Below are 22,809 nucleotides of genomic sequence, written 5' to 3' on the forward strand. Positions count from 1 at the left end.
CGCGGTCTCACCGGCCGCCGGCGGACGCGGCGGCCTCGGCGATGTCCGGCAGCACGTTCTCGAGCGCCCACGGGATGCTCAGCGGGGAGGCGGCCGAGACCGAGAGCACCTCCTGCTGGTCGCTCTGGAGCACCAGGGCGTCGTTCTCGACCGCGGGGACGCGGCTGAGCAGGGGGTCGTTCTCGATGGCCTCCCGCACGCTGTCGTCCTCGGCCCAGCTGACGAAGACGTCGGAGGTCAGCTCGTCGGCGCGCTCCGGGGACCAGGTGATGAAGAACTCGTCCTCCTTGCCCTCGGCGGCCTCCGCGACCGCCTCGGACTGGACCATGCCGAGGGACTCGAGGAACTTGGGGCGGTTGTCCACCGCGGTGTAGGCGAAGATCTGGTCGGCCGCGGACGGGTCGAGCGTGCCGTACACGAAGGACGTGCCCTCGAGCTCCGGGTGCTCGGCGGCGGCGTCCTCGATCTGCTGCTCGACGTCCGCCACGACCTCGGCGGCCCGCTCCTCCCGGCCCAGGGCCTGGCCGATGAGCTCGGTGGAGTCCTGCCAGGACGTCCCGTAGGCCACGGCGTCCTCGGGGAAGCCGACCACGGGCGCGATCTCGGAGAGCTTGTCGTAGTCCTCCTGCGTCAGCCCGGAGTAGGCGCCCAGGATGACGTCCGGCTGGAGCGCGGCGATCGCCTCGAAGTTGATGCCGTCCGTCTCGGCGTAGGTCTCCGGGGCCTCGGCGCCGGACTCCTCGAGCGCGGCGTCGAACCAGTCCGTGGAGCCGTTCTCGTTGGCGCCGAAGTCCAGGGCGGGCACCCCGACCGGGACCACGCCGAGGGCGGTGGCGACGTCGTGGTTGACCCAGGACACCGTGGCCACGCGCTCGGGGGCCTCCTCGATCGTGGTCTCGCCGAAGGCGTGCTCCACGGTGCGCGGGAACTCGCCGGTGGCGCCCTCCGCAGAGGCGGACCCGCTCCCGGACTCCCCGCCCGCCGGTCCGGTGGAGCACCCGGTCAGGACCAGGGCCCCCGCGGCCAGCAGGGCGGACGGGGCGAGGACGCGGCGGCGCGCGGCGGACGGGGCGGGGAACAGCGGGCGCGGAGCGCGGGGGAGCAGAGAGGCCACGGCCACCCTTTCGGACGTCGACGGCGGAACCGTCGGTGGGACGCGAGGTGAGGCAAGGGTTGCCTAACCCGGAAGACAGGGATCACCCTAGGGCGTGATCCGGCGAATACGCAACACGAGCATGATGTAATCGCTCCGCCGATGTGGTTAGGTATGCCTTGCCTAACTCCACGAGGGGCCCGAGCGGCCCCGTCCACCCCCTGCGAGGAGCCCATGCACGACTTCCTGCTGACCCACGACACCCCGGCGCAGTACGCCCGCGCCCTGCACGAGACCGTCGACGTGCTCGCCGTCCACCTCGCCGGCGCCCGGAGCCCCCGCTCCGCCGCCACGCCCGAGGAGCTCGAGGAGCTGGTCGCCGCGGTGGACCTCGAGCGGCCCCTCGGGGACCTCGGCGCCGTGGTCGAGGAGACCCGGCGGCTCTACCTCGACCACGCCGTGCACTTCCACGCCCCGGGCTACATGGCCCACCTCAACTGTCCCGTGGCCATCCCGGCGGTGGCCGCCGAGGCGTTCACCGCCGCGGTGAACACGGCGGTCGAGACCTGGGACCAGAGCACCACCGCCACCCTGGTCGAGCAGCGGATCGTGGACTGGACCGCCGCGCGGATCGGCTTCCCCGCCGCGGGCGAGCCGGACGGCGTGTTCACCACCGGCGGCACCCAGTCCAACCTCCAGGCGCTGTTCACGGCCCGGGAGGAGCGCCTGTCCCGGGCGCACCCGGCGTCCCGCGGGGAGCGGCTCGGGCGGCTGCGGATCGTGGCGGGGGAGCACGCCCACTTCAGCATCGCGAAGGCGGCGCACCTGCTGGGCCTGTCCGCGGACGCGGTCGTGCCCGTGCCCGCCGCGCGGGGCGGAGCCCTGGACCCGGTCGCCCTCGAGCGCGTCCTGCACGAGGTCGCCGCGTCCGGCGCGGAGGTCGCCGCGGTCGTGGCCACGGCCGGCACCACGGACCTCGGGGCGATCGACCCCCTGGCCGACGTCGCCCGGGCGTGCTCCGCCCACGGCGTCTGGCTGCACGTCGACGCCGCCTACGGCGGCGGCCTGCTCGTCTCGCCCGCCCACCGCCACCGGCTGGACGGGATCGAACGGGCGGACTCCGTCACCGTGGACTTCCACAAGTCCTGGTTCCAGCCGGTCGCCGCCTCCGCCCTGCTGCTGCGGGAGGGGCGGAGCCTGCGCTTCTCCACGTGGAGCGCCGAGTACCTGAACCCCCGGCACGCGGTGCGGCCCAACCTCGTGGACAAGTCCCTGCAGACCACCCGCCGCTTCGACGCCCTGAAGCTGTGGATGACCCTGCGCACCGTCGGCGCCGAGGGGATCGGCCGCGCCCTCGACCGGGTGCTGGAGCTCGCCCAGGAGGCGGGCCGGATCGTGGACGAGACCCCCGACCTGGAGCTGGTGGCCGAGCCCGTGCTCTCGACCGTCCTGTTCCGGCACCTGTCCCCGGACGCCGACGACGCCGCCGCGGACCGGCTCGTGGAGACCGTGCGGAGCGCGCTGTTCGACTCCGGCCGCGCCGCGGTCGCCTCGACCGTCCTCGACGGCCGCCGGTGCCTGAAGCTCACGCTCCTCAATCCGGCGACGACCACCGAGGACGTCCGGGGCGTGCTGGACCTCGTCCGGGCCGCCGCCCGCGGTGCCGCGCCCCGCCCGCTCGAGGCCGCCGCGGGAGCCCGCTGATGGCCCCCGCGACCGGGCACGTCCACGACCTGCTGGGCATCGGGATCGGGCCCTTCAACCTGGGCCTGGCCTGCCTCGCCGCACCGCTGGAGGACCTCGACGCGGTGTTCCTCGACGCGAAGGACGCCTTCGACTGGCACCCCGGGCTGATGCTCGAGGACGCCACGATCCAGGTCCCGTTCCTCGCCGACCTCGTCACCCTGGCCGACCCCACCTCCCCCTACTCCTTCCTCCACTACCTCAAGCGGACCGGACGGCTGTACCCGTTCTACATCCGGGAGGACTTCAACCCGCTGCGCGCCGAGTACAGCGCCTACTGCCGCTGGGCGAGCGAGCAGCTCGACAGCCTGCGCTGGGGCCGGGAGGTCGTCGGCGTCGAGCGCGACCCCGCCGACGACGCCTACGTGGTCACGGCCCGGACGGCCGCCGGGACGGAGCAGCGGCGGGCCCGCCGGCTGGTCCTCGGCGTCGGCACGGTGCCCGCGGTGCCCGCGGGCGTGGACCCCGCCGCCGGCACCGTCCTGCACACCAGCGACTACCTGCCCCGGCGCGAGGAGCTGCTCGGACGGGGGAGCGTCACCGTGCTCGGCAGCGGCCAGTCCGCCGCCGAGGTCTACCGCGACCTGCTCGAGCGCTCCGGCGCCGACGGCCCGCGGGTGGACTGGATCACCCGCTCCCCGCGGTTCTTCCCCATGGAGTACACGAAGCTCACCCTCGAGCTGACCTCCCCCGAGTACGTGGACCACTTCCACGGCCTCGACGCGGACCGGCGGGACCGGCTCAACCGCGAGCACGCCAGCCTCTACAAGGGGATCAGCGCGGAGCTGGTGAACGACATCCACGAGCTGCTCTACCGCCGCTCGGTGCACGGGCACCCCGCCGGCCTGCTGACCACGAGCACCACTCTCACGGGGGTCGAGCAGGACGGCCGCGACCTGGTCCTCGCCCTGCACGACGACGAGCTCGAGCGCGGCTGGCGGCACCCCACCGGCGCCCTGGTGCTGGCCACCGGATACCGTGCCGAGGTCCCCGCCTTCCTCGCCCCGGTCCTCGACGACATCGCGTGGGACCCCGCCGGCCGCTACGACGTCTCCCGCGACTACGCGGTCGACCACGAGCGCTCCCGGATCTGGGTGCAGAACGCCGAGGTGCACACCCACGGCCTGACCTCCCCCGACCTCGGCATGGGCGCCTACCGCAACAGCGTCATCCTCCGGGCCGTCACGGGCCGGGAGGTCTACCCGGTCGAGCCCGCCATCGCCTTCCAGACCTTCGGCGTCCCCCGCGGCGCCGCCCAGGACATCCCCCAGGAGACCGCATGACCGCCCGCCCCGCGCCCGCCCGTCTCGCCACCCCCGGCGGCGTCCTGACCCTCGAGCCGCTCGTCCCGGACGCGACCACCGTCGAGCTCCTGCACGCCTGGCTCACCCACTCCCGGTCCCGGTTCTGGGACCTGCTCGACGCCGACCCCGAGCGCGTCCGGTGCACCTTCGCAGCCGTCGCCGAGGACCCGCACTGCGACGCGTGGCTGGCCCGCCTCGACGGGGTCCCGCTCGGGCTCGTCGAGACCTACGACCCCGGCGCGGTGCTCCTCCCCGGCCACTACGCGCACCGGCCCGGCGACGTGGGGATGCACCTGCTCCTCGCCCCCGCACGGACCCCCGTGCCGGGCACGAGCGCCGCCCTCATGGCCGCCACGCTGCGCTGGCTCTTCGAGGCGCGCGGGGCCCGGCGCGTCGTCGTCGAGCCCGACGTCCGCAACACCGCCGTCCACCGGCTCAACGCCCGCGCCGGCTTCGAGGTCCACGGCCCGCTCGAGCTGCCCGGCAAGACCGCGCTGCTCAGCACGTGCACCCCCGAGGGGTTCGCGGCCTCCGAGCTGGGCCCCGCGGCCGCCGTGGTCCCCGCCGTGGTCCCCGTCGCGGTCCCCGGGGAGGAGGCCGACGACGGGCCCGCCCACCTCGGCCTGCACCCGATGCGGATCGCCCACCGCCACCTGTGCTGCAAGGCCCTGGCCGAGTTCGCCCACGAACGGCTGATCGCCCCCGAGCCCGTGGGGGAGGGGCTCTACGAGGTCCGCACCGGCGGGGACCGGGTCCGCTACCGGTTCCGCGCCCGGCGCACCGCCCTGGAGCACTGGGTGCTGGACGAGGGCTCGCTGCGCCGCTCCGTGGACGGCGCGGACGCCGAGCCGGACGCCCAGGCGCTGGTCACGGAGCTGGCCCCCGCGCTCTGCATCCCCCCGCACCTGCTGGCGACCTACCTCGAGGAGATCGCCGGGACCCTCGCCTCGGCCGCGTACAAGCTGGTGCACCGGACCCGGCCCTCGACCGCGCTCGCGGAGGCGGGCTTCCAGGACGTCGAGGCCGCGATGACCGAGGGGCACCCGGGCTTCGTGGCCAACAACGGCCGGATCGGGATGGGCGTCACCGAGCACGACCGCTTCGCCCCCGAGGCCGCCCGTCCGGTGCGCCTCGTGTGGCTCGCCGTCCGCCGGGAGCTCAGCCGCCTCGACACCGGGCGCGGCCGCACCGAGGAGCAGCTGTGGGCCGGCGAGCTGGACCCGGCCGTGCGGTCCCGCTTCCGGGCCCGGCTGACCGGTCTGGGCCTGGACCCGGAGGACTACCGTCCCCTGCCGGTGCACCCCCACCAGTGGGAGCACCGGATCGCGGTGACGTTCGCCCCCGACCTCGCCCGCCGGGACCTCGTGCTGCTGGGCACCACCGGGGACGAGCACCGGGCGCAGCAGTCGATCCGCACGTTCTTCAACGTCTCCCGTCCCGATCGGCACTACGTGAAGACCGCCCTGGCCGTGCAGAACATGGGCTTCCTCCGGGGGCTCTCCCCCCGGTACATGCGCGACACCCCCGCGATCAACGACTGGGTCGCCGACGTCGTCGCGGCCGACCCGGTGCTCGCGGAGGCCGGGTTCTCGGTCCTGCGGGAGGTGGCCGCGGTCGGCTACACCGGGGACGCGTACCACCGCGCCGCCGCCTCCGGCCACGGGGAGGAGGGCCCGCACACGAAGATGCTCGCGGCGCTGTGGCGGGAGAGCCCCGTGCCCCGGCTCGCGGACGGGGAGCGGCTCGCGACCCTCGCGTCCCTGCTGCACGTCGACGCCGGCGGCACGCCGCTGGTCTCCGTGCACGTGCGCGCGTCCGGGCTGGACGCCGCGGAGTGGGTGCGGCGGCTGCTCGCCGTGTACCTCGCCCCGGTGGCCCGGTGCCTGCTCGCCCACGACCTCGTGTTCATGCCGCACGGCGAGAACGTCGTCCTCGTCCTGGCCGGGCACGTCCCGCGGCGGGCGGTCATGAAGGACATCGGCGAGGAGGTCGCCGTCGTCACGGACCGGCCCCTCCCGGAGGGCCTCGAGCGGATCCGCCACGTGGTGCCGCCCGCCACGGCGGCGCTGTCCGTGCACACGGACGTGTTCGACGGCGTGCTGCGGCACCTCGCGGGCCTGCTCGAGGCCGACGGGCTGCTGGCCGCGGACGAGTTCTGGGACCTCGCGGCGCGGTGCCTCCAGGACGTCGCCGACGCCGACCCGGCCGGCGCGGACCGCGTGCCGCTCTTCGCGCCCCGGTTCGAGCACTCCTGCCTCAACCGGCTGCAGCTGCTCAACACCCTGCAGATGGTCGACCTGACCGACCAGGCGGCGTCCCTGCAGTACGCCGGGACCCTGGAGAACCCGGTGGCCGGGCGGGTGCCCGTGCACTGATCACGACGCGGCCCCACTCGGGGTCCGGGCGGGCGGGGCCCCGCCCGCCCGGGCCCCGAGTGGCGTTTCCCCGGGACCTGCCCCAGGATTGAGCGGTGCCCGACGACCGTTCCGCCACCGCCGACCCCGCCCCCGGCCACGAGCCCGCCCACGACTCCGTGCCCGAGCTGCTGGTCGGCCTCGTCCTCTCCCCGCAGATCGCGGGCGCCCTGCCCCGGGACCTCGCGGCCTCCCTGCCGGGGCCGCTGCACGCGCGCTATCCCGGGGTGCGCTGGCGGGTGGCGGCGGTGACCGACCGGCTGGTCGTCCCGCCCGCCGACGGCCTGGACCTGCTCGAGGCCGCTCGCGACCGGATGCTGGACGAGGACTGGGACCTCGTCGTGGTCCTCACGGACGTCCCGCTCAAGGACGGCCGCAGCCCGGTGCTCACGCAGCTGAGCCCCGTGCACGGCGTGGGCCTGGTCGCCGTCCCGGCCCTCGGCGCCCTGCACGTGGGGCAGAAGGTGCGGCAGACAACCGTGCGGGTGGTCGGCCACCTGCTCGGTCACGACACGGAGGACGCGGACGACGCCGACGCGCAGGAGGAGCTCGTGCGGCGGGCGCGGCAGCGGTCGGAGGACCTGGAGGACCGCCCCGAGGACAACGCCGTGCAGTTCACGGCCCGCGTCCTCGGCGGCAACGTGCGCCTGCTGCTCGGGATGATCCGCGCCAACCGGCCGTGGACCCTGGTGGTGCGGCTGTCCCGCACGCTCGCCCTGGCCGCGGCGACCGGCGTGCTCACCCTGGTCGCCTCGGACCTGTGGCTGCTCGCCGCCGCCTACGGGCCCTGGCGGCTCGGGCTGCTGGGCCTGCTGTCGATCGCCGCGGTGACCGGCGCCCTCGTCGTCGGCGCCCGGCTGTGGGAGCGCCCGCGCCGGCGGGCCGAGCGCGAGCAGGTGGCCCTGTTCAACCTCGCCACCGCCGCCACCGTGGCCATCGGCGTCTCCGTCTTCTACCTCGCGGTCTTCGCCCTGTCCTGGCTCGGGGCGCTGCTGCTCGTGGACGGCGGAGTCTTCGCGGCGGTGATCGGCGCCCCGGCCGGGGCGGTGGAGTACGTCAAGCTCGCGTGGCTGACCGCCACGCTCGCCACCGTGGGCGGGGCCCTCGGCGCCGGGCTCGAGGACGACGACGCCGTGCGCGCCGCGGCGTACACCCGCTCGGAGCCCTGACCGGACCCGCCGCGGGCCTCGTCCGCGCGGACGCCGACAGTCAGTAGACTTGGTGTTCCCGGGGTGCTCCCGGAGCCGACCCGGGAGGACACCATGGCCGCCGCGCAGCAGAGCCCCGCGAAACCCCGCACGCCCCGCACGCCGCGCCTGCGGCGCAGCAACTGCAGCCGTCCTGGGATCACCCGCCGCGGGTACGGCAAGGGGTTCGCCTACCGGCACGCCGACGGCACGAAGGTCCAGAACGGGGACGAGCTCGACCGGATCCGCGGGCTGGCGATCCCCCCGGCCTGGAAGGACGTGTGGATCAGCCCCCAGCCCAACGGGCACATCCAGGCCACGGGAGTCGACGGCGCCGGACGGCGCCAGTACATCTACCACCCCCGGTGGCGGGAGCTGAAGGACCGCGAGAAGTTCGACCGCGTCCTCGACTTCGGCGACACGCTCCCGCAGGCCCGCCCGGCCGTCACCCGGCTGCTGCGGACGGAGGGCGCCACGGAGGAGAAGGCCTGCGCGGCGGCCTTCCGGCTCATGGACGAGGCCGCCCTGCGCATCGGCAACGAGGAGTACGCCCAGTCGAACGGCTCCTACGGCGTCACCACCCTGCTGGTCCGGCACGTCCGGGTGGACGGCCGGGACGTGCACCTCGACTTCCCCGGCAAGAGCGGGCACCGGTGGACGCTGGACCTCCGGGACGCCGACCTCGCCGCCGCGCTCGCGCCCCTGCTGGAGCGCGGCCCGGACGAGACCGCGCTCGCGTTCCGCGACGAGGACGGGCAGTGGACCGGCATCACCAGCGCCCGCCTCAACGACTTCGTGCGGGACCGGTGCGGCCCCGACTTCACCGCCAAGGACTTCCGCACCTGGCAGGGCACGGTGACCGCCGCGATGGCGCTCGCCGCCCGCGCCGGCACCCGCCCCAGCGAGAGCGCCCGGAAGAAGGCCGTGTCCGCCGCCATGCGGGAGGTCGCCGAGCACCTGGGCAACACCCCCGCCATCGCCCGCAGCTCCTACACGGACCCGCGCGTGATCGACCGGTTCCTGGACGGCGAGACCATCGACGCCGCCACCTACCGGGCCGCGGAGCGGTCCCTGCGCGGATTCCTCACCTGAGCCGCGGGCCCGGGGCGGCCGGGCGGCCGCCCCGGGCCCGTGCTCAGGACAAGCCCACGTAGGTGGCCGAGTAGCCGAAGCCGACGACGTCGTCGCGGCCGTCGCCATCGACGTCCCCGAGCAGGCGCGGATACCGCGCCGGGTCCCAGCCGGCCGCCCAGCCGAAGGAGCCGGACGTCAGCTCGGGCCCGGTCAGGAAGTCGTCGTCCCCGTAGGCCACGAGCACGCCCGCGTTGCCGAAGCCGACCACGTCCAGGATCCCGTCGCCGTTGATGTCCGCGAGGTCCCGGGGGTGCCGGTCGGTGCGCCAGCCCTGCGCGGCGCCGAAGTCGGCGAGCTCGAGCGAGACCGGCTGGTACCTGGGCTCGCCCGGGGCGGAGGGCCGGGAGTAGGCGGCGAGGGCCCCGCGGTGGCCGAAGCCGATCACGTCCGGGGGAAGGTGACCGCTGACGTTGCCGACGACCCGGGGGTGCTGGTCGACGCGCCACCCCTGGGCGTACCCGAAGTCGCGGATCTCCAGGGCGGGCTGGGTGAACGTGTCCCCGAGCGCCGAGAAGTAGGAGACGTACGTCCCGGCGTCGCCGAAGCCCACGATGTCCGCCGTCCCGTTGCCGTCCATGTCGGCGAGCATCCGGGGGTTCTTGTCGATCCGCCACCCGCGGTCCCAGCCGTAGCTGTCGATCCGCTTGCCGGTGCCGTCGAAGGTGCGGTCCGCACGGCCATGGGAGATGGTCACGCCGGAGTACCCGAAGCCGACGATGTCCGCCGTCCCGTTCCCGGAGAGGTCGGCCAGCTCGCGGACGTGCTGGTCGACCCGCCAGCCCTGGTTCCAGCCGAACTCGCGGACCTTGAGCTGCGGCGCGGTGAAGCTGCCGTCGGGCTGCGCGTAGGAGACGATCACGCCGGCGTTGCCGAAGCCGACGAGATCGTCCCGGCCGTCGCCGTCGACGTCGGCGACCGTGCGCGGGTGCCGGTCGGTGCGCCAGCCCTGCGCGGTGCCGAAGTCGCGGACCCTCAGCACCGGCGCGGCGAACGTGCCGTCGGCCTGGCCCTGGGCGACGAAGACGCCGGGGTCGCCGAAGGCGACGACGTCGGCGCGGCCGTCCCCGTTGACGTCGGCGAGCTCGCGCACGTGCTGGCCGACCCGCCAGCCGTCGACGTAGGAGAGGAATCCCTGGGTGGACACGGCGTGGGCCGGTCCGGCGAGAGCGATGCCGGTGGTGGCCAGCGCCGCCGCGGAGAGCCCGGTGAGCAGCCGGGCCGTCGGTGAGCGTTTCATGGTGGAACCTCCAGGTTCCGTGGAGCGGAGAACTCGGTCCGGAGCACCGGACGGCGGATGGGACGCCGGTCGGCCCCCACCGCCCGGCGATCGGCCGTGCGCTCGGCCGGGGTCCCGGGACCGTGGGTCCACCGGTGACCGCGCTCTGCCGAGCGGACGGAACTGCTGGTGGGACCAGTCTAGATCCGTGCGTATGCGATCGCTAAGTGTTCTCCGTGCCGTGCTGAATCGTTATCCCGGATCCGTGACCGGAGGCCCGGGTCCCCGTCCCGGGGCCGCTCAGCGGCGGATGCCGCGGCGGAAGTACAGGACCGGGCCCACGAAGTTGACGGCGATGATCGCGGCCCACTTCCCCTTGCCGCCGTTGACCTCCGCCGCGGGCCGCAGGGCGAGGTCCGCCCAGGCGGTGGCCGCCAGTGAGACCTGCACGGACGCCAGCGTCAGCAGCGCGGTCCGCTGCCCCGGCGTGAGGTCCTTCCACCGGGTGCTCCTCCTGGTGCCGATGCGCGTCATGGTCGTCCTCCCGGTGCTCGGGGACTCGGGGTCCCGGCGGCCGCTCCGCGGGCGGCCCGTGGCACTCATGCTGGTGCGGGCGCCGCCGGCAGTCAACGCCTGACCGGCACGCGGGCCCCGGGCGCCGGTGCACGCGCATGGGGCCATCCTGCTCCACCGCCGGGTCCCGTGTCCGAGTGCGACCGAGGATTCAGGGCGTCGGCGGGCTCCGGCGCCCGCCGCGGGGCCGGCACCGGTCCGGCGGTCTAGCCTGGGAGGCATGACCCGGTCCCGGACCTTGTCGCCGTCCGTTCCCGTCCCCGTCCCCGTTCGGGGGCCGGGCGCCCGCGCGGCCGCCGCCGTGCCGCTCGGGGTCCGGCCGTGACCGGGCGGTTGCCGCGCGGCGCCCGCCGGCACTGGGCGGACCTGGAGCGCCCGGGCCACCCGGTGCCGCCCCCGGTGGACACCGCGGCGTTCGCCGGCCTGCCCGAGCCCGCGCGCCGCTGGCTGGGGCACGCCGTGCCGCCCGGCACCCCGGCGTGGGTCTCGGCGGAGCTGTCGATGCGCGGCGAGATCCGGCTCGGCGGCGCGTGGCGCCCCTTCTCCGCCCGGCAGCTCATCACCCCCGGGATCGGCTTCGTCTGGGCCGCCCGCACCCGGGTCCTCGGTCTGCCGGTCGCGGGCTACGACCGGTACGGGCCCGGCGGGGGCGAGCTGCGGTGGCGGCTGCTGGGCCTCGTGCCCGTGCTGTCCGCCGCGGGACCGGACATCACGCGCAGCGCCGCCGGGCGGCTCGCCGGCGAGGCGGTCGTCGTGCCGTCGGCCTGTCCGGCCGCCGCGTGGTCGGAGGGGCCCGTCCCGGACACCGCCGTCATGACCTGGGTCCTCGACGGGGAGCGCGAGGACGCCCTGATCCGGGTCGACCCGGACGGCCGGCTCCGGGAGCTGAGCATGCAGCGGTGGGGCGACCCCGACGGCACCGGGTACGGCCGCCACCCCTTCGGGGTCGCGTTCTCCGAGGAGGCCGATCTCGCCGGCGTGCGCGTGGCCACCGTCCTGCGCGCCGGCTGGGCCTGGGGCACCGACCGGCAGGCCGAGGGCGAGTTCTTCCGGGCGCGGATCGAGGGCGTCCGGTTCCGCTGAGCGGCCCTCCCGGGACGGGACTCCCCGAACGGGGCGACCTGCCCCGGAGGCCGTCCGGTCAGCGGTTCGGTCCCTGGTCGACCGGTCCGTCCCCGGGCCGGTCCTGCGGCCGGTCGTGCGGCCGGTCGGGCGCCGGGGAGGACCAGGGCACCGGCGCGGCCGCAGGGGACCGGGGCTCGACCGGCCCCTGGTCGAGCCGGAACGGCGGGTACTCGTCCCGCAGGAGCAGCACGTAGGCGAGGACCCGGTTGACCCAGCGGTTGATGCCCATGACCAGCGCGAACAGCTCGGGACGGTATCGGCCCGTGAAGAGCAGGACCACGGCGGCCACCAGCACGAGCAGCCCGAGCAGGGACGGTCCCCAGCTGGTGGTCGTCGTGCCGTCGTCGCCGCTGCGGGTGGTGCTCCACGTGCCTCCGCCCGTGAGCACCCCCACGATCAGCAGGTGCGGGATCGCCAGGAGCCACCACTTCACGAGCACGAGACCGCGGGAGAGCCGCTCCGGGTAGGCGACCTCCAGCTGCGCCGGATGGTCCGCACGGGCCAGGGTGAAGGGCGGGTACCGGTCGGTGCCCAGGGCCGAGTAGGAGTAGAACGCCACCCGCCAGCTCCACCGCAGGACCCCCACGCTGAAGGAGAACCACGAGGGCGGGTACCGGCCCGTGAACAGGATGGCGAACCCGGCGGCGACCGTGGTGACCACCAGGGCGAACCACAGCACGGCCAGCACGATCAGGTGCGGGATCACCAGCAGCCACTTGACCAGCCACAGCCACCGGGACAGCCCCGCGTCGAGGAAGCCGGTCAGGCGCACGGGCGAGACCGGCGGCGGGGTCCGGTCCCGCCCCGGGTCCTCGGCGAGGGCCGCGCCCGGGCCCGTGCCGCGCGGCGGGGTGCGCGGGTCGATGTCCCGGCCGAGTCCGGCGGCGCCGAGCAGCAGCAGCGGGAGACCCACGACCAGCCCGGCCAGCCCGCCGACCAGCTGGCCGCCGGCCAGGGGGCCCAGGAGGTCGGAGCGCGCCCCGAGCTGCAGGTCCGCCCAGACCGGCCGGGTGGCGTCGGCGTTCATCACCACGAGCGTCCAGCTGCCCGAGCGCAGGTCCAGGGTCAGCTCCCGGGTGCCGGGGCCCTGGTCCGAGTCGGCCCAGAAGGTCTGGTTCCCGGGCCGGTCGGGCACCCGCTCGCCGGGCACCCGGGCCCGCGTGTCGTCCCCGGACTCCGTGGCGCGGCCGAGCTCGGCGTGGGCGACGCCGTCGAGGTACCGGTCGACGTCGGCGGTCTCGGCCACGCCCACGAAGATGTCCTGCTGCGGGTCGGCGGCCGTCACGCGCACCTGCACCCTGCCGAGCTGGTCGAGGAAGGGCACGGGGGAGAGCTGGGCGTCGCCGACGTCGAGCACGGCGGGCGGGCCCACCAGGGCGTAGGTGATGGTCTGGTGCCGGTCCGGGGACGCGGTGAGGAAGCGCCCGTCCTGCTGGGCCGCGGCCGCGCCGGCGAGGACCAGACCGCTCACGAGCGCCGCCAGGCCCAGGGCGGTCAGCAGGGTGCCCAGGACCAGCAGCACCCACTGCCCGGGTCTGGTGCGGCGCGGAGCGTCCTGCCGGTCGGCCGGACGGGGTGGGCGGGAGGCGGGATGCTCGTTCACAGGAGCTCCTGAGGAGTCGGACGGTGGCCGGAGCCCGGTGCGGGGCGTCCGCGGGATGTCGGCGGGTGGTCTCTTCGATGTGCTTCCCGGGTCCGCTGCCCTGCGGTGCGGTCCCTGCGGTGCGGTTCGGTCCCGGCCGGGCCCGGGGCCTGTGGGGCCGGGGCTCACCCGCGCAGGACGGCGGCCCCCGTGATCCGGTCCGCGGCCAGGTCGGCGAGGGCCCGGTCCGCGGCGCGCAGGGGGTAGGGGACGGTGGTGGGCCGCAGCCCCAGCCGGGCGGCCAGCCGCAGGAACTCCTCGCCGTCCTGCCGGGTGTTGGCGGTCACGCTGCACAGCTGCCGCTCCTGGAAGAGCTCCGCGGCGTAGTCGAGGGCCGGGACGTCGCTGAGGTGGATCCCGGCGACGGCCAGGGTGCCGCCCCGGTCCAGGGCCCGCAGCGCCGGGGGGACGAGGGTGCCCACGGGGGCGAAGAGGATCGCCGCGTCCAGCGGCACCGGGGGAGGCTCGTCGGCCTCCCCCACGAAGGCGGCGCCCAGGTCGCGGGCCAGCTCGCGCGCCGCCTCCGAGCGGGTCATGACGTGGACCTCCGCGCCCTGGTGCAGGGCCACCTGGGCGGCGAGGTGGGCGGACGCGCCGAAGCCGTAGATGCCCAGCCGGCCCCCGGGCGGCAGCTGGGCCCGCCGCAGCGCCCGGTAGCCGATGATCCCGGCGCACAGCAGGGGGGCCGCGTGCTCGTCGTCGAACTCCTCGGGCAGGCGGTAGGCGAAGGCCTCCGGGGCCAGGGTGAGCTCCGCGTAGCCGCCGTCCTGGTCCCACCCGGTGAAGCGCGGGGCGGTGCAGAGGTTCTCCCGGCCGCGGCGGCAGAACCGGCAGCGGCCGCAGGTGTGCCGCAGCCACGCGACGCCCACGCGCTCGCCCTTCCGGAACCGGGCGCAGCCGGGACCCGCGCCCACCACCTCGCCGACGATCTCGTGGCCCGGGATCACCCCCGCCCGGTGCAGCGGGAGGTCGCCCTCCACGAGGTGCAGGTCGGTGCGGCACACCCCGCAGGCCCGCACCCGGAGGAGCAGCTCCCCGGGCCCCGGCACGGGGTCGGGGCACTGCCCGAAGCGCATCGGCCCGCCGGCCGCGGGACCGGGCTCATCGATCCACCACGCACGCATGCTGTCCTCGTCGATCCCCCGGGGAGGGCTCCGGCCGCGGCCGTGACCCCTGTCCTGGCTCCGAGTCTAGGAACGGATCGGGGGCGCCGTCAGGAAACGAGGAATGTTAATGCACGGCCCCGGAGCCCGGGGCCGGGCGGGCCGCCCCCGCTTCTCGGCGGGAGGTGTTCCCAATCGGGACGTGGGGGACGAGCATGGGGGGACGAAGGCCCGCGCGGGTGCGGCCCGCGTCGCAGGCACCCGGGCGGAACCCGATCCGGCGCGCGACGAGAGGACTCAGGGATGACCGAGCGCATCGACCGATGGCCCACGGGGGCTCCGTGCTGGGCGGACATCATGGTCTCGGACCTGGACCGTTCCATGGACTTCTACGCGAGCGTGCTCGGGTGGCGGTTCACGCCCTCGGACCCGGAGTACGGCGGCTACTGCAACGCCCTGGTGGACGGCCAGCCGGTGGCGGGGATGTCCCCCGCGCTGCCCGAGATGGAGGACGACCCGCACGCGTGGGCGGTCTACCTCGCGTCCGACGACATCGTGGCCACGGGCAGGGCCGCGGTGGCGGCCGGTGCCCGGCAGCTGTTCGAGCCGATGGCGGTGGGCAGCTTCGGCACCATGGGCGTGTGGATCGACCCCACGGGGGCGGCCTTCGGGGTGTGGCAGCCGCAGGAGCACACCGGGTTCAGCATCGTCGGCAAGCACGGGGCCGTGGCCTGGTGCGACCTCCTGACCACCGACCAAGCGGCCGCCGAGCGGTTCTACGCCGAGGTCTTCGGCTACACGTACCAGGACATCGGGACGCGGCACGAGGCGTACGCGGTGTTCACGGTCCCGGGCATGGACCGTTCGGCCGGCGGCATCGGCGTGGCCGCCGAGGACGTCGACCACCTGCAGGAGGCGCCGCCGCTGTGGTGGGTCTGCTTCGAGGTCGACGACGCCGACACCGCCGCCGAGCGCGTCGTCGCCGCGGGGGGCGCGCTGGTCCAGGAGCCGGAGGAGTTCGGCTACGGGGAGCTGGTGTTCGCCGCCGGCCCGGACGGCGAGCGCTTCGCCATGATGGGCCCGTCCTCGGAGGACTGGACGGAGGAGGACGACGAGGACGCCGACCCGGACGACGACGGCGCCGACGGGGACGCCGGCCGGCCGTGAGCGCCGTCCCGGCCCGCCCCCGCCCGGCGGCGGGCCGGGACGGTCGGGTGCCTCAGGTCGGCGGGCTCAGAACATCCCGACGACGGCGCCGACGAACCACAGCACCACGAACAGCGCCACGAGGCCGATGATGACGGCCAGCGCGAGCTTCCCCTTCGAGGAGTCGCCGGGCCGGTCGACGTCGAGCTCGGGGTTGGTGGGGCCCACGCCCGAGCCGGCGTCGGGAGGGGTGTCGCCCTCGATGCTCAGGCCTGACTCCTCGTTCAGGGCGTCACCGGCCTTCTTCGGGTCGTTGCGTGCCTGCTCGGGATTGATCTCGGCCACGGGGTCCTGCTCTCTTCCGGTGGGACGTGCTGGGACGGGTGCTCCCAGCAGAATAGCAAGCTTGCTGGTGAAACGGTGGGGGCGCCGGGGTGCGCCGGGAACGGATGAACCGGTGTGCGCGATCGGAAACATGCCCGCCACGCGGGCATGAGATGACTTGAGTGCAACTCGTGGTATCACTTGTACCGTGTGGTACCCGTCACACGTCTGCCGGCAGTCCGGGGACCCGCGTCCCCGCACCGCCACCCGGAGCCGGTCCTGCCGCTCGCCCCTCGAGGAGTCCGTTCATGTCCACGCCATTCCGTCCGGGGCGCGCCCGCCGCCCCCTCGCCGTCACCTCCCTGGCCGCCGTGGCCGCCCTCGTCCTCACCGGCTGCCTCTCCTCGGATCGCGAGGAGGGGGGAGCCGGCGCCACCCAGGCCGCCGGCGGCGGCGACGTCGACGGCACGTTCGTCTTCGCGGCGTCGTCCGACCCCAAGACCCTCGACCCGGCGTTCGCGCAGGACGGGGAGTCCTTCCGCGTCTCCCGCCAGATCTTCGAGGGTCTCGTGGGCGTGCAGGAGGGCTCGGCGGACCCCGAGCCCCTGCTCGCCGAGTCGTGGGAGCAGTCCGAGGACGGCCGGACCTACACGTTCCAGCTCCGGGAGGGCGTCACCTTCCACGACGGCACGGCGTTCGACGCCGAGGCCGTCTGCGCGAACTTCGAGCGCTGGTACAACTTCGAGGGCCTCCTGCAGTCCGAGAACATGGCCTACTACTACGGCTCGCTGTTCAAGGGCTTCGCGGACGCCCCCGAGGACGCCATCTACTCCGGCTGCGAGGCCACGGGGGAGGGGGAGGCCGAGGTGACCCTGAACAAGCCGTTCGCCGGTTTCATCGCCGCCCTGTCCCTGCCGGCGTTCGCCATGCAGTCCCCCACGGCCCTCGAGGAGTACGGCGCGGACACCGCCGGCGGCACGGAGGAGTCCCCGGAGCTCTCCGAGTACGCCCAGGGCCACCCGGTGGGCACCGGGCCGTTCCGGTTCGACTCCTGGGACGTGGGCAACCAGGTGGTCCTGGCCGCCCACGACGACTACTGGGGCGAGCAGGGCCAGGTCACCGACGTGATCTTCCGGATCATCGACGACCCCCAGGCCCGCCGCCAGGCGCTCGAGTCCGGCAGCGTGGACGGCTACGACCTGGTGGCCCCGGCCGACACCCAGGCCCTGACGGACGCCGGCTACAACGTGGTCACCCGCGACCCGTTCACGATCCTGTACCTCGGCTTCAACCAGGCGCAGGAGGAGCTCGCGGACGTCGACGTCCGCCGCGCCATCGCGCACGCCATCGACAAGGAGGCCCTGGTCTCCCAGACGCTGCCCGAGGGCACCACGGTGGCCACCCAGTTCATCCCGGAGTCCGTCAACGGCTACAACGAGGACGTCACCGAGTACGAGTACGACCCCGAGCGGGCCCGCGAGCTGCTCGCGGAGGCCGGCTACGCCGACGGCCTGGAGCTGGACTTCAGCTACCCGACCGGCGTCTCCCGCCCCTACATGCCGAACCCCGAGCAGACGTTCACCACGCTCACCGCGCAGCTGGAGGAGGTGGGCATCACCGTGAACCCGCAGCCGGACAAGTGGTCCCCGGACTACCTCGACCGCATCAACGGCACCCCGGACCACGACCTGCACCTGCTCGGCTGGACCGGCGACTACAACGACACCGACAACTTCGTGGGCGTGTTCTTCGGCCGGGAGAAGCCCGAGTTCGGCTTCGCGGAGCCCGAGCTGTTCCGGGCGCTGGCCGAGGCCCGCGAGCTGACCAGCGTCGAGGAGCAGACGCCGGTCTACGAGGACATCAACGAGCAGATCATGCAGCTGCTGCCGGCGGTGCCCCTGGCCAACCCGGCGCCGTCGCTGGCCTTCGATCCCCGGGTGGAGTCCTACCCGGTGAGCCCGGTCAACGACGAGGTCTTCAACAGGATCGAGCTCAGCGAGTGAGCCCGGGTCCGGGGCGGCGCAGCGCGCCGCCCCGGGCTTTTCGAAGGGCTTTTGGCAGGCGCCGNCTCAACTACCTGGCCCTGCTGGGCTGGTCCCTGTCCGCGGACGAGGACGTCTTCACCGTGGAGCAGCTCGTGGAGCACTTCGACGTCCAAAAAGTCCTTCGAAAACCCCGCCGTCCTCCCGGCGGTCCTCCCCTCTGCCCCTCTCCGTCCGGAAGGACCGGAATGCTCCGCGTCATAGGCAAGCGGCTCGCCCTGCTCGTCCCCACCCTCCTCGGCCTGTCGGTCCTGCTCTTCGCGTGGGTCCGCGCCCTGCCCGGCGGGCCGGCCACCGCCCTGCTGGGGGACAAGGCCACCCCCGAGGCCGTGGCCCGCATCAACGAGGTCTACGGCTTCGACCGCCCCCTGCTCGAGCAGTACGTCGTCTACACGGGCCAGCTCCTCCGGGGGGACTTCGGCGCCTCCATCGTGACCGGCCGGCCCGTGGTCGAGGAGTTCCTCACCCGCTTCCCCGCCACCCTGGAGCTCTCGCTCGTGGCGCTGGTCTTCGCCGTGGGCATCGGGGTCCCGCTCGGCTACGTGGCCGCCCGCCACCGCGGCAGGCTCCTGGACCACTCCTCGGTGGTGCTGTCCCTGCTGGGCGTCACCGTCCCCGTGTTCTTCCTGGCGTTCATCCTCAAGTGGCTGCTCGCGATCCAGGTCCCGCTCTTCCCGGCGGACGGACGGCAGGACCCGCGCATCGACGCGACGCACCACACCAACTTCTTCGTCCTCGACGGCCTCCTCACCGGCGAGTGGGACGCGGCGTGGGACGCGCTCCTGCACCTGGTCCTGCCGGGTGTGGCCCTGGGCACCATCCCGCTGGCGATCATCGTGCGCATCACCCGGGCCTCGGTGCTGGAGGTCCAGAGCGCGGACTACGTGCGCACCGCCCGCGCCAAGGGCCTGACGCGCGGTCTGATCCGCGGCCGCTACATCCTGCGCAACGCCATGCTCCCCGTGGTCACCACCATCGGCCTGCAGACCGGCCTGCTGATCTCCGGGGCCGTGCTCACCGAGACCGTCTTCGCGTTCAACGGCATCGGCCGATTCCTGCGGGACGCGATCTTCACCCTCGACTACCCCGTGCTGCAGGGCTTCATCATCTTCATCGCCCTGGCCTACTCCCTGATCAACCTGCTGGTGGACATCTCCTACAGCCTCATCGACCCCCGGGTGCGTGTCCAGTGAGCGCCACACTTCCTCCTGCTCCCTCCGGCCCCTCGCACACCGAGGGCCCCGAGGCCGTCACGACCACCCCGGGCACCACCGCGGCGGTCGGCACGAGCCTGTGGAAGGACGCCTTCCGCCGGCTGCGCCGCAATCCCGCGGCCATCGCCGGGGCCGTGATCGTCGGCGTCTTCCTGCTCGTGGCCCTCCTGGCCCCGTGGCTCGCCCCGTTCGGCGGCGAGGAGCTGCCCGGGCGCACCGAGATCACCCCCACCACCATCCCCGGCCCCGGCGAGGTCGAGGGCTATCCGCTGGGCCTGGACCGCTTCGGCGGGGACCTGCTGTCCAAGCTGATCTGGGGGGCCCGCGCCTCCCTGGTGATCGGGGTGGTCTCCACCGCCCTGGGCCTGGTCGGCGGAATGGTCCTCGGCCTGCTGGCCGGCGGCCTCGGCGGCTGGGTGGACAGCGTGATCATGCGCTTCGTGGACATCCTGCTCTCCGTGCCCAACCTGCTGCTGGCCGTGTCCATCGCCGCGATCATGGGGCAGAGCCAGTGGGCCGTGATGATCGCGATCGGCGCCTCCCAGGTGCCCATCTTCGCCCGCCTGCTGCGCTCCTCGATGCTGTCCCAGCGGGGCGCCGACTACATCCTCGCCGCCCAGACCCTGGGCCTGTCCCGCCGCACCATCACCATGAGCCACCTGCTGCCCAACAGCACCGGGCCGGTCATCGTCCAGGGCACCCTGACGCTGGCCACCGCGGTGATCGACGCCGCCGCCCTGTCCTTCCTGGGCCTGGGCGGCGGCGTGCCGCAGACGGCGGAGTGGGGCCGCATGCTCACCTACGCCCAGGCCGAGCTGTCGATCGCCCCGCAGCTGGCGTTCCTGCCCGGCCTGTGCATCGCCGTCACCGCCCTGGGCTTCACCCTGCTGGGGGAGTCCCTGCGCGAGTCCCTCGACCCCAAGTCACGAACCGCGTGAGGTGCACCGACCGATGAGACCGGAGAACCACGCCCCGGGGGCGGACGCCGCCCCGCTGCTCGAGGTCGAGAACCTCGCCGTGGCCTTCAGCACGATGAACGGACCGATCCAGGCCGTCCACGAGGCGTCCCTGATCCTGCGCGAGGGCCGGACCCTCGCCATCGTGGGGGAGTCCGGCTCGGGCAAGTCCACCACCGCCATGTCCGTGATCGGGCTGCTGCCCGGCAACGGCCGGGTGACCGGCGGCTCCGTCCGCTTCGCGGGCCAGGAGCTCGTGGGCCTGGACGAGGCGCGGATGCGGCGGATCCGCGGCCGGCAGATCGGTCTCGTCCCGCAGGACCCCATGTCCAACCTCAACCCCGTGACCACGGTCGGCCGCCAGGTGGCCGAGACCCTGCTCGTGCACGGACTGGCCACCCGCCGGGACGTGGACGAGAAGGTCGTGGCGGCGCTCGCGGCCGCGGGGCTGCCCGAGCCCGAGCGGCGCGCCCGGCAGTACCCGCACGAGTTCTCCGGGGGCATGCGCCAGCGCGCGCTCATCGCGATCGGGCTCGCCTGCCGGCCGCGGCTGCTCATCGCCGACGAGCCGACGTCCGCCCTTGACGTCACCGTGCAGCGCACCATCCTGGACCAGATCGAGCGGATGACCGAGGAGATCGGCACGTCCGTGCTGCTCATCACCCACGACCTGGGCCTGGCCGCGGAGCGCGCCCAGGACATCGTGGTGATGCACCGCGGGCGGATCGTCGAGGCCGGCCCGTCCGCCCGGGTGCTCGAGGACCCGCAGGACGAGTACACCCGCCGCCTCGTGCAGGCGGCGCCCTCGGTGGCCGCGGCCCGGGTGGGTCGGCAGAACGCCCCGTCGCCGGGCCGGACGGGAGCGGGGACGACGGCGGCTCCGGCGGCGGCCGGTCCGTCGACCTCGGGCCCGACGGCGGGAGGCGTCCCGGCCCCCGCCGCCCAGGAGGCGGCCGGGGCCGCCGCCCGGGGGCCGCTGGTGGTGATCGAGAACCTCACCAAGGTCTTCAAGGGGCGGCTGGGCCAGGCGGACTTCACCGCGGTCCAGGACGTCTCCCTCACGGTGCCCCGCGGCAGGACCGTGGCGATCGTGGGCGAGTCCGGGTCGGGGAAGACGACGACGGCGCGGATGCTGCTGAAGCTCTACGAGCCCACCTCCGGGTCGATCCGCTTCGACGGCCAGGACGTGACAGGACTCCGGGGCAGGCAGCTGGCCGCGTTCCGGCAGCGGGTCCAGCCGATCTTCCAGGACCCGTACTCGTCCCTCAACCCGATGTTCACGATCGGGCGGATCGTCGAGGAGCCGCTGTCCACCTACGGCCGCGGCACCCGGGCGGAGCGCCAGGACCGGGTGAAGTGGCTGCTCGAGGAGGTCGCCCTGCCGCCCTCGACGGTCAGCCGCTACCCCAACGAGCTCTCCGGCGGCCAGCGCCAGCGCGTGGCGATCGCCCGGGCGCTCGCCCTGCAGCCGGAGCTGATCGTGTGCGACGAGCCGGTGTCCGCGCTCGACGTGCTCGTGCAGAAGCAGATCCTGGACCTGCTGGGGCGGCTCCAGGACGAGTTCGGGCTGTCCTACCTGTTCATCTCGCACGACCTCGCGGTGGTCCGGCTGATCTCGGACGAGGTGTGCGTGATGAAGGACGGCCGGCTGGTGGAGGCCGGCGCGAGCGAGGAGATCTTCACCGACCCGCAGCACCCGTACACCCGGCAGCTGCTGGCCTCGATCCCCGGCAACGAGCTGCGCGTGGGGGCCTGAGACCGGCCGGGCGGCCGGTGCGGCGGCTCAGCGCAGCGGTGCGGCCGCGGCCAGCCCCGCGAGCACCGCGAGCACGGTCAGCGCGCCGGTGCCCGCGGCGTTGAGCACCGCCCGGAGCGTCCTGCCGTCCCGGACCAGCCGCACGGTGTCGGCCATCGCGGTGGAGAAGGTGGTGTATCCGCCGCAGAAGCCGATCACGGCGACCGACGCCGCGGGCCCGCCCAGCACCCCGGCCAGTGCGGCCCCGGACAGGAGGCCGGCCAGGAACGAGCCGCTCACGTTGACGACCACGGTGCCGGCGGGGAAGGACGTCCCCCACCGCTGCCGCACGGTCCCGTCCACCGCGAACCGGGCCATCGCGCCCAGTCCGCCGAGGAGGCAGATCAGAAGGGCGGTCACGCGCGCCGCCCGCGGGCCGCGAGGACGGTGCCGGCGAGGCACGCCAGGAACCCGCAGACCAGCGAGATCCCCACGTAGGCCAGTGCCTGTCCCGCGGCCCCGCCGGTCAGCAGCCGCTCGGTCTCGAGGGCGAGCGAGGAGAACGTCGTGAAGCCGCCCAGCGCCCCGGTGCCCGCGCCGAGGCGCAGCAGCATCCCGCGGGGGGTCTCCTCGCCGCGCCGCAGGAGGGCCTCCAGGAGCACCCCCAGCAGGAACGCCCCGAGCAGGTTCGCCGTCAGGGTGGCCAGGGGCCAGCCGGCCACCGTCGGCACCAGCGCGGCGAGTCCGTGGCGGGCGCCGGTGCCCAGCGCCCCGCCGGCTCCCACGGCGAGGACCAGCAGCAGGCGCCGGTGCGGCGGTCGGCTCATGGGGGTGCTCCTCGGGGCGGGCTCCCCGGGG

19 protein-coding genes are annotated in these 22,809 nt (G+C 74.6%); 11 read left to right on the forward strand and 8 right to left on the reverse strand.

Going from position 1 to position 22,809, the window contains the following annotated elements:
- Window positions 1–7 precede the first annotated feature (7 nt).
- The gene (locus tag H488_RS33930) at window positions 8–1,114 is read right to left on the reverse strand and encodes an iron-siderophore ABC transporter substrate-binding protein (RefSeq protein WP_373419185.1); all 1,107 of its coding nucleotides are present in this window, start codon (window positions 1,112–1,114) and stop codon (window positions 8–10) included.
- A 213-nt stretch (window positions 1,115–1,327) separates the two neighbouring features.
- On the opposite strand from H488_RS33930, the gene H488_RS33935 reads away from it, so the two are divergent.
- The 5 genes from H488_RS33935 (at window position 1,328) to H488_RS33955 (ending at window position 8,833) form a co-directional block, all read left to right on the forward strand.
- Window positions 1,328–2,797, forward strand: coding sequence for a pyridoxal phosphate-dependent decarboxylase family protein (locus H488_RS33935; RefSeq protein ID WP_017834700.1), 1,470 nt, complete (start codon window positions 1,328–1,330; stop codon window positions 2,795–2,797).
- Entirely contained in the window at window positions 2,797–4,119 is a 1,323-nt protein-coding gene (locus H488_RS33940) for a lysine N(6)-hydroxylase/L-ornithine N(5)-oxygenase family protein (protein WP_017834701.1), read from the forward strand. Before H488_RS33935 ends, H488_RS33940 begins: the two co-directional genes overlap by 1 nt.
- Window positions 4,116–6,515: a GNAT family N-acetyltransferase gene (locus H488_RS33945; RefSeq protein ID WP_017834702.1), complete on the forward strand. Its 2,400-nt coding sequence runs from the start codon at window positions 4,116–4,118 to the stop codon at window positions 6,513–6,515. The genes H488_RS33940 and H488_RS33945 overlap by 4 nt, the downstream gene beginning before the upstream one ends.
- Window positions 6,516–6,610: 95 nt before the next feature.
- On the forward strand, window positions 6,611–7,723 hold the full coding sequence (locus tag H488_RS33950; protein WP_017834703.1) for a hypothetical protein: 1,113 nt from the start codon (window positions 6,611–6,613) through the stop codon (window positions 7,721–7,723).
- 93 nt (window positions 7,724–7,816) lie between these two features.
- A complete protein-coding gene (locus H488_RS33955) occupies window positions 7,817–8,833 on the forward strand; it encodes a DNA topoisomerase IB (RefSeq protein ID WP_051063834.1) in 1,017 nt (338 codons plus the stop codon).
- A gap of 43 nt (window positions 8,834–8,876) precedes the next feature.
- On the opposite strand, the gene H488_RS33960 is transcribed toward H488_RS33955, so the two are convergent.
- On the reverse strand, window positions 8,877–10,112 hold the full coding sequence (locus H488_RS33960; protein WP_017834705.1) for an FG-GAP repeat domain-containing protein: 1,236 nt from the start codon (window positions 10,110–10,112) through the stop codon (window positions 8,877–8,879).
- 279 nt (window positions 10,113–10,391) lie between these two features.
- Window positions 10,392–10,625: a hypothetical protein gene (locus H488_RS33965; protein ID WP_017834706.1), complete on the reverse strand. Its 234-nt coding sequence runs from the start codon at window positions 10,623–10,625 to the stop codon at window positions 10,392–10,394.
- A gap of 360 nt (window positions 10,626–10,985) precedes the next feature.
- Between H488_RS33965 and H488_RS33970 the strand changes: the two genes are divergently transcribed.
- Window positions 10,986–11,747 (forward strand): DUF6544 family protein, encoded by a 762-nt coding sequence (locus tag H488_RS33970; protein ID WP_146200228.1) that lies wholly within the window; start codon window positions 10,986–10,988, stop codon window positions 11,745–11,747.
- Window positions 11,748–11,805: 58 nt separating this feature from the next.
- Here H488_RS33970 and H488_RS33975 read toward each other — a convergent pair whose 3' ends face one another.
- Window positions 11,806–13,392 (reverse strand): DUF4389 domain-containing protein, encoded by a 1,587-nt coding sequence (locus H488_RS33975; protein WP_017834709.1) that lies wholly within the window; start codon window positions 13,390–13,392, stop codon window positions 11,806–11,808.
- A gap of 164 nt (window positions 13,393–13,556) precedes the next feature.
- Window positions 13,557–14,555 carry a zinc-dependent alcohol dehydrogenase family protein gene (locus H488_RS33980; RefSeq protein ID WP_017834710.1) on the reverse strand — a complete coding sequence of 333 codons (999 nt, stop codon included), beginning with the start codon at window positions 14,553–14,555 and terminating at the stop codon, window positions 13,557–13,559.
- 282 nt (window positions 14,556–14,837) lie between these two features.
- Here H488_RS33980 and H488_RS33985 point away from each other — a divergent pair, with 282 nt between their 5' ends.
- Window positions 14,838–15,701 (forward strand): VOC family protein, encoded by an 864-nt coding sequence (locus tag H488_RS33985; RefSeq protein WP_017834711.1) that lies wholly within the window; start codon window positions 14,838–14,840, stop codon window positions 15,699–15,701.
- A gap of 66 nt (window positions 15,702–15,767) precedes the next feature.
- Here the strand turns inward: H488_RS33985 and H488_RS33990 are convergent, their stop codons facing one another.
- Window positions 15,768–16,025: a DUF6480 family protein gene (locus tag H488_RS33990; protein WP_017834712.1), complete on the reverse strand. Its 258-nt coding sequence runs from the start codon at window positions 16,023–16,025 to the stop codon at window positions 15,768–15,770.
- 287 nt (window positions 16,026–16,312) lie between these two features.
- Between H488_RS33990 and H488_RS33995 the strand changes: the two genes are divergently transcribed.
- The 4 genes from H488_RS33995 to H488_RS34010 all read left to right on the forward strand — a co-directional run bounded on the left by H488_RS33995 (window position 16,313) and on the right by H488_RS34010 (window position 21,972).
- On the forward strand, window positions 16,313–18,007 hold the full coding sequence (locus tag H488_RS33995) for an ABC transporter substrate-binding protein (RefSeq protein ID WP_017834713.1): 1,695 nt from the start codon (window positions 16,313–16,315) through the stop codon (window positions 18,005–18,007).
- Between the two features lie 227 nt (window positions 18,008–18,234).
- On the forward strand, window positions 18,235–19,239 hold the full coding sequence (locus tag H488_RS34000) for an ABC transporter permease (RefSeq protein WP_017834714.1): 1,005 nt from the start codon (window positions 18,235–18,237) through the stop codon (window positions 19,237–19,239).
- Entirely contained in the window at window positions 19,236–20,198 is a 963-nt protein-coding gene (locus H488_RS34005; protein ID WP_017834715.1) for an ABC transporter permease, read from the forward strand. Before H488_RS34000 ends, H488_RS34005 begins: the two co-directional genes overlap by 4 nt.
- A 13-nt stretch (window positions 20,199–20,211) precedes the next feature.
- Window positions 20,212–21,972 carry an ABC transporter ATP-binding protein gene (locus H488_RS34010; protein ID WP_017834716.1) on the forward strand — a complete coding sequence of 587 codons (1,761 nt, stop codon included), beginning with the start codon at window positions 20,212–20,214 and terminating at the stop codon, window positions 21,970–21,972.
- Between the two features lie 27 nt (window positions 21,973–21,999).
- Here the strand turns inward: H488_RS34010 and H488_RS34015 are convergent, their stop codons facing one another.
- Entirely contained in the window at window positions 22,000–22,371 is a 372-nt protein-coding gene (locus H488_RS34015) for a fluoride efflux transporter FluC (RefSeq protein WP_031283686.1), read from the reverse strand.
- On the reverse strand, window positions 22,368–22,778 hold the full coding sequence (locus H488_RS34020; protein ID WP_017834718.1) for a camphor resistance protein CrcB: 411 nt from the start codon (window positions 22,776–22,778) through the stop codon (window positions 22,368–22,370). The genes H488_RS34015 and H488_RS34020 overlap by 4 nt, the downstream gene beginning before the upstream one ends.
- Window positions 22,779–22,809 lie beyond the last annotated feature (31 nt).

Source organism: Kocuria sp. UCD-OTCP, from assembly GCF_000349605.1.
Lineage (GTDB): Bacteria > Actinomycetota > Actinomycetes > Actinomycetales > Micrococcaceae > Kocuria > Kocuria rosea.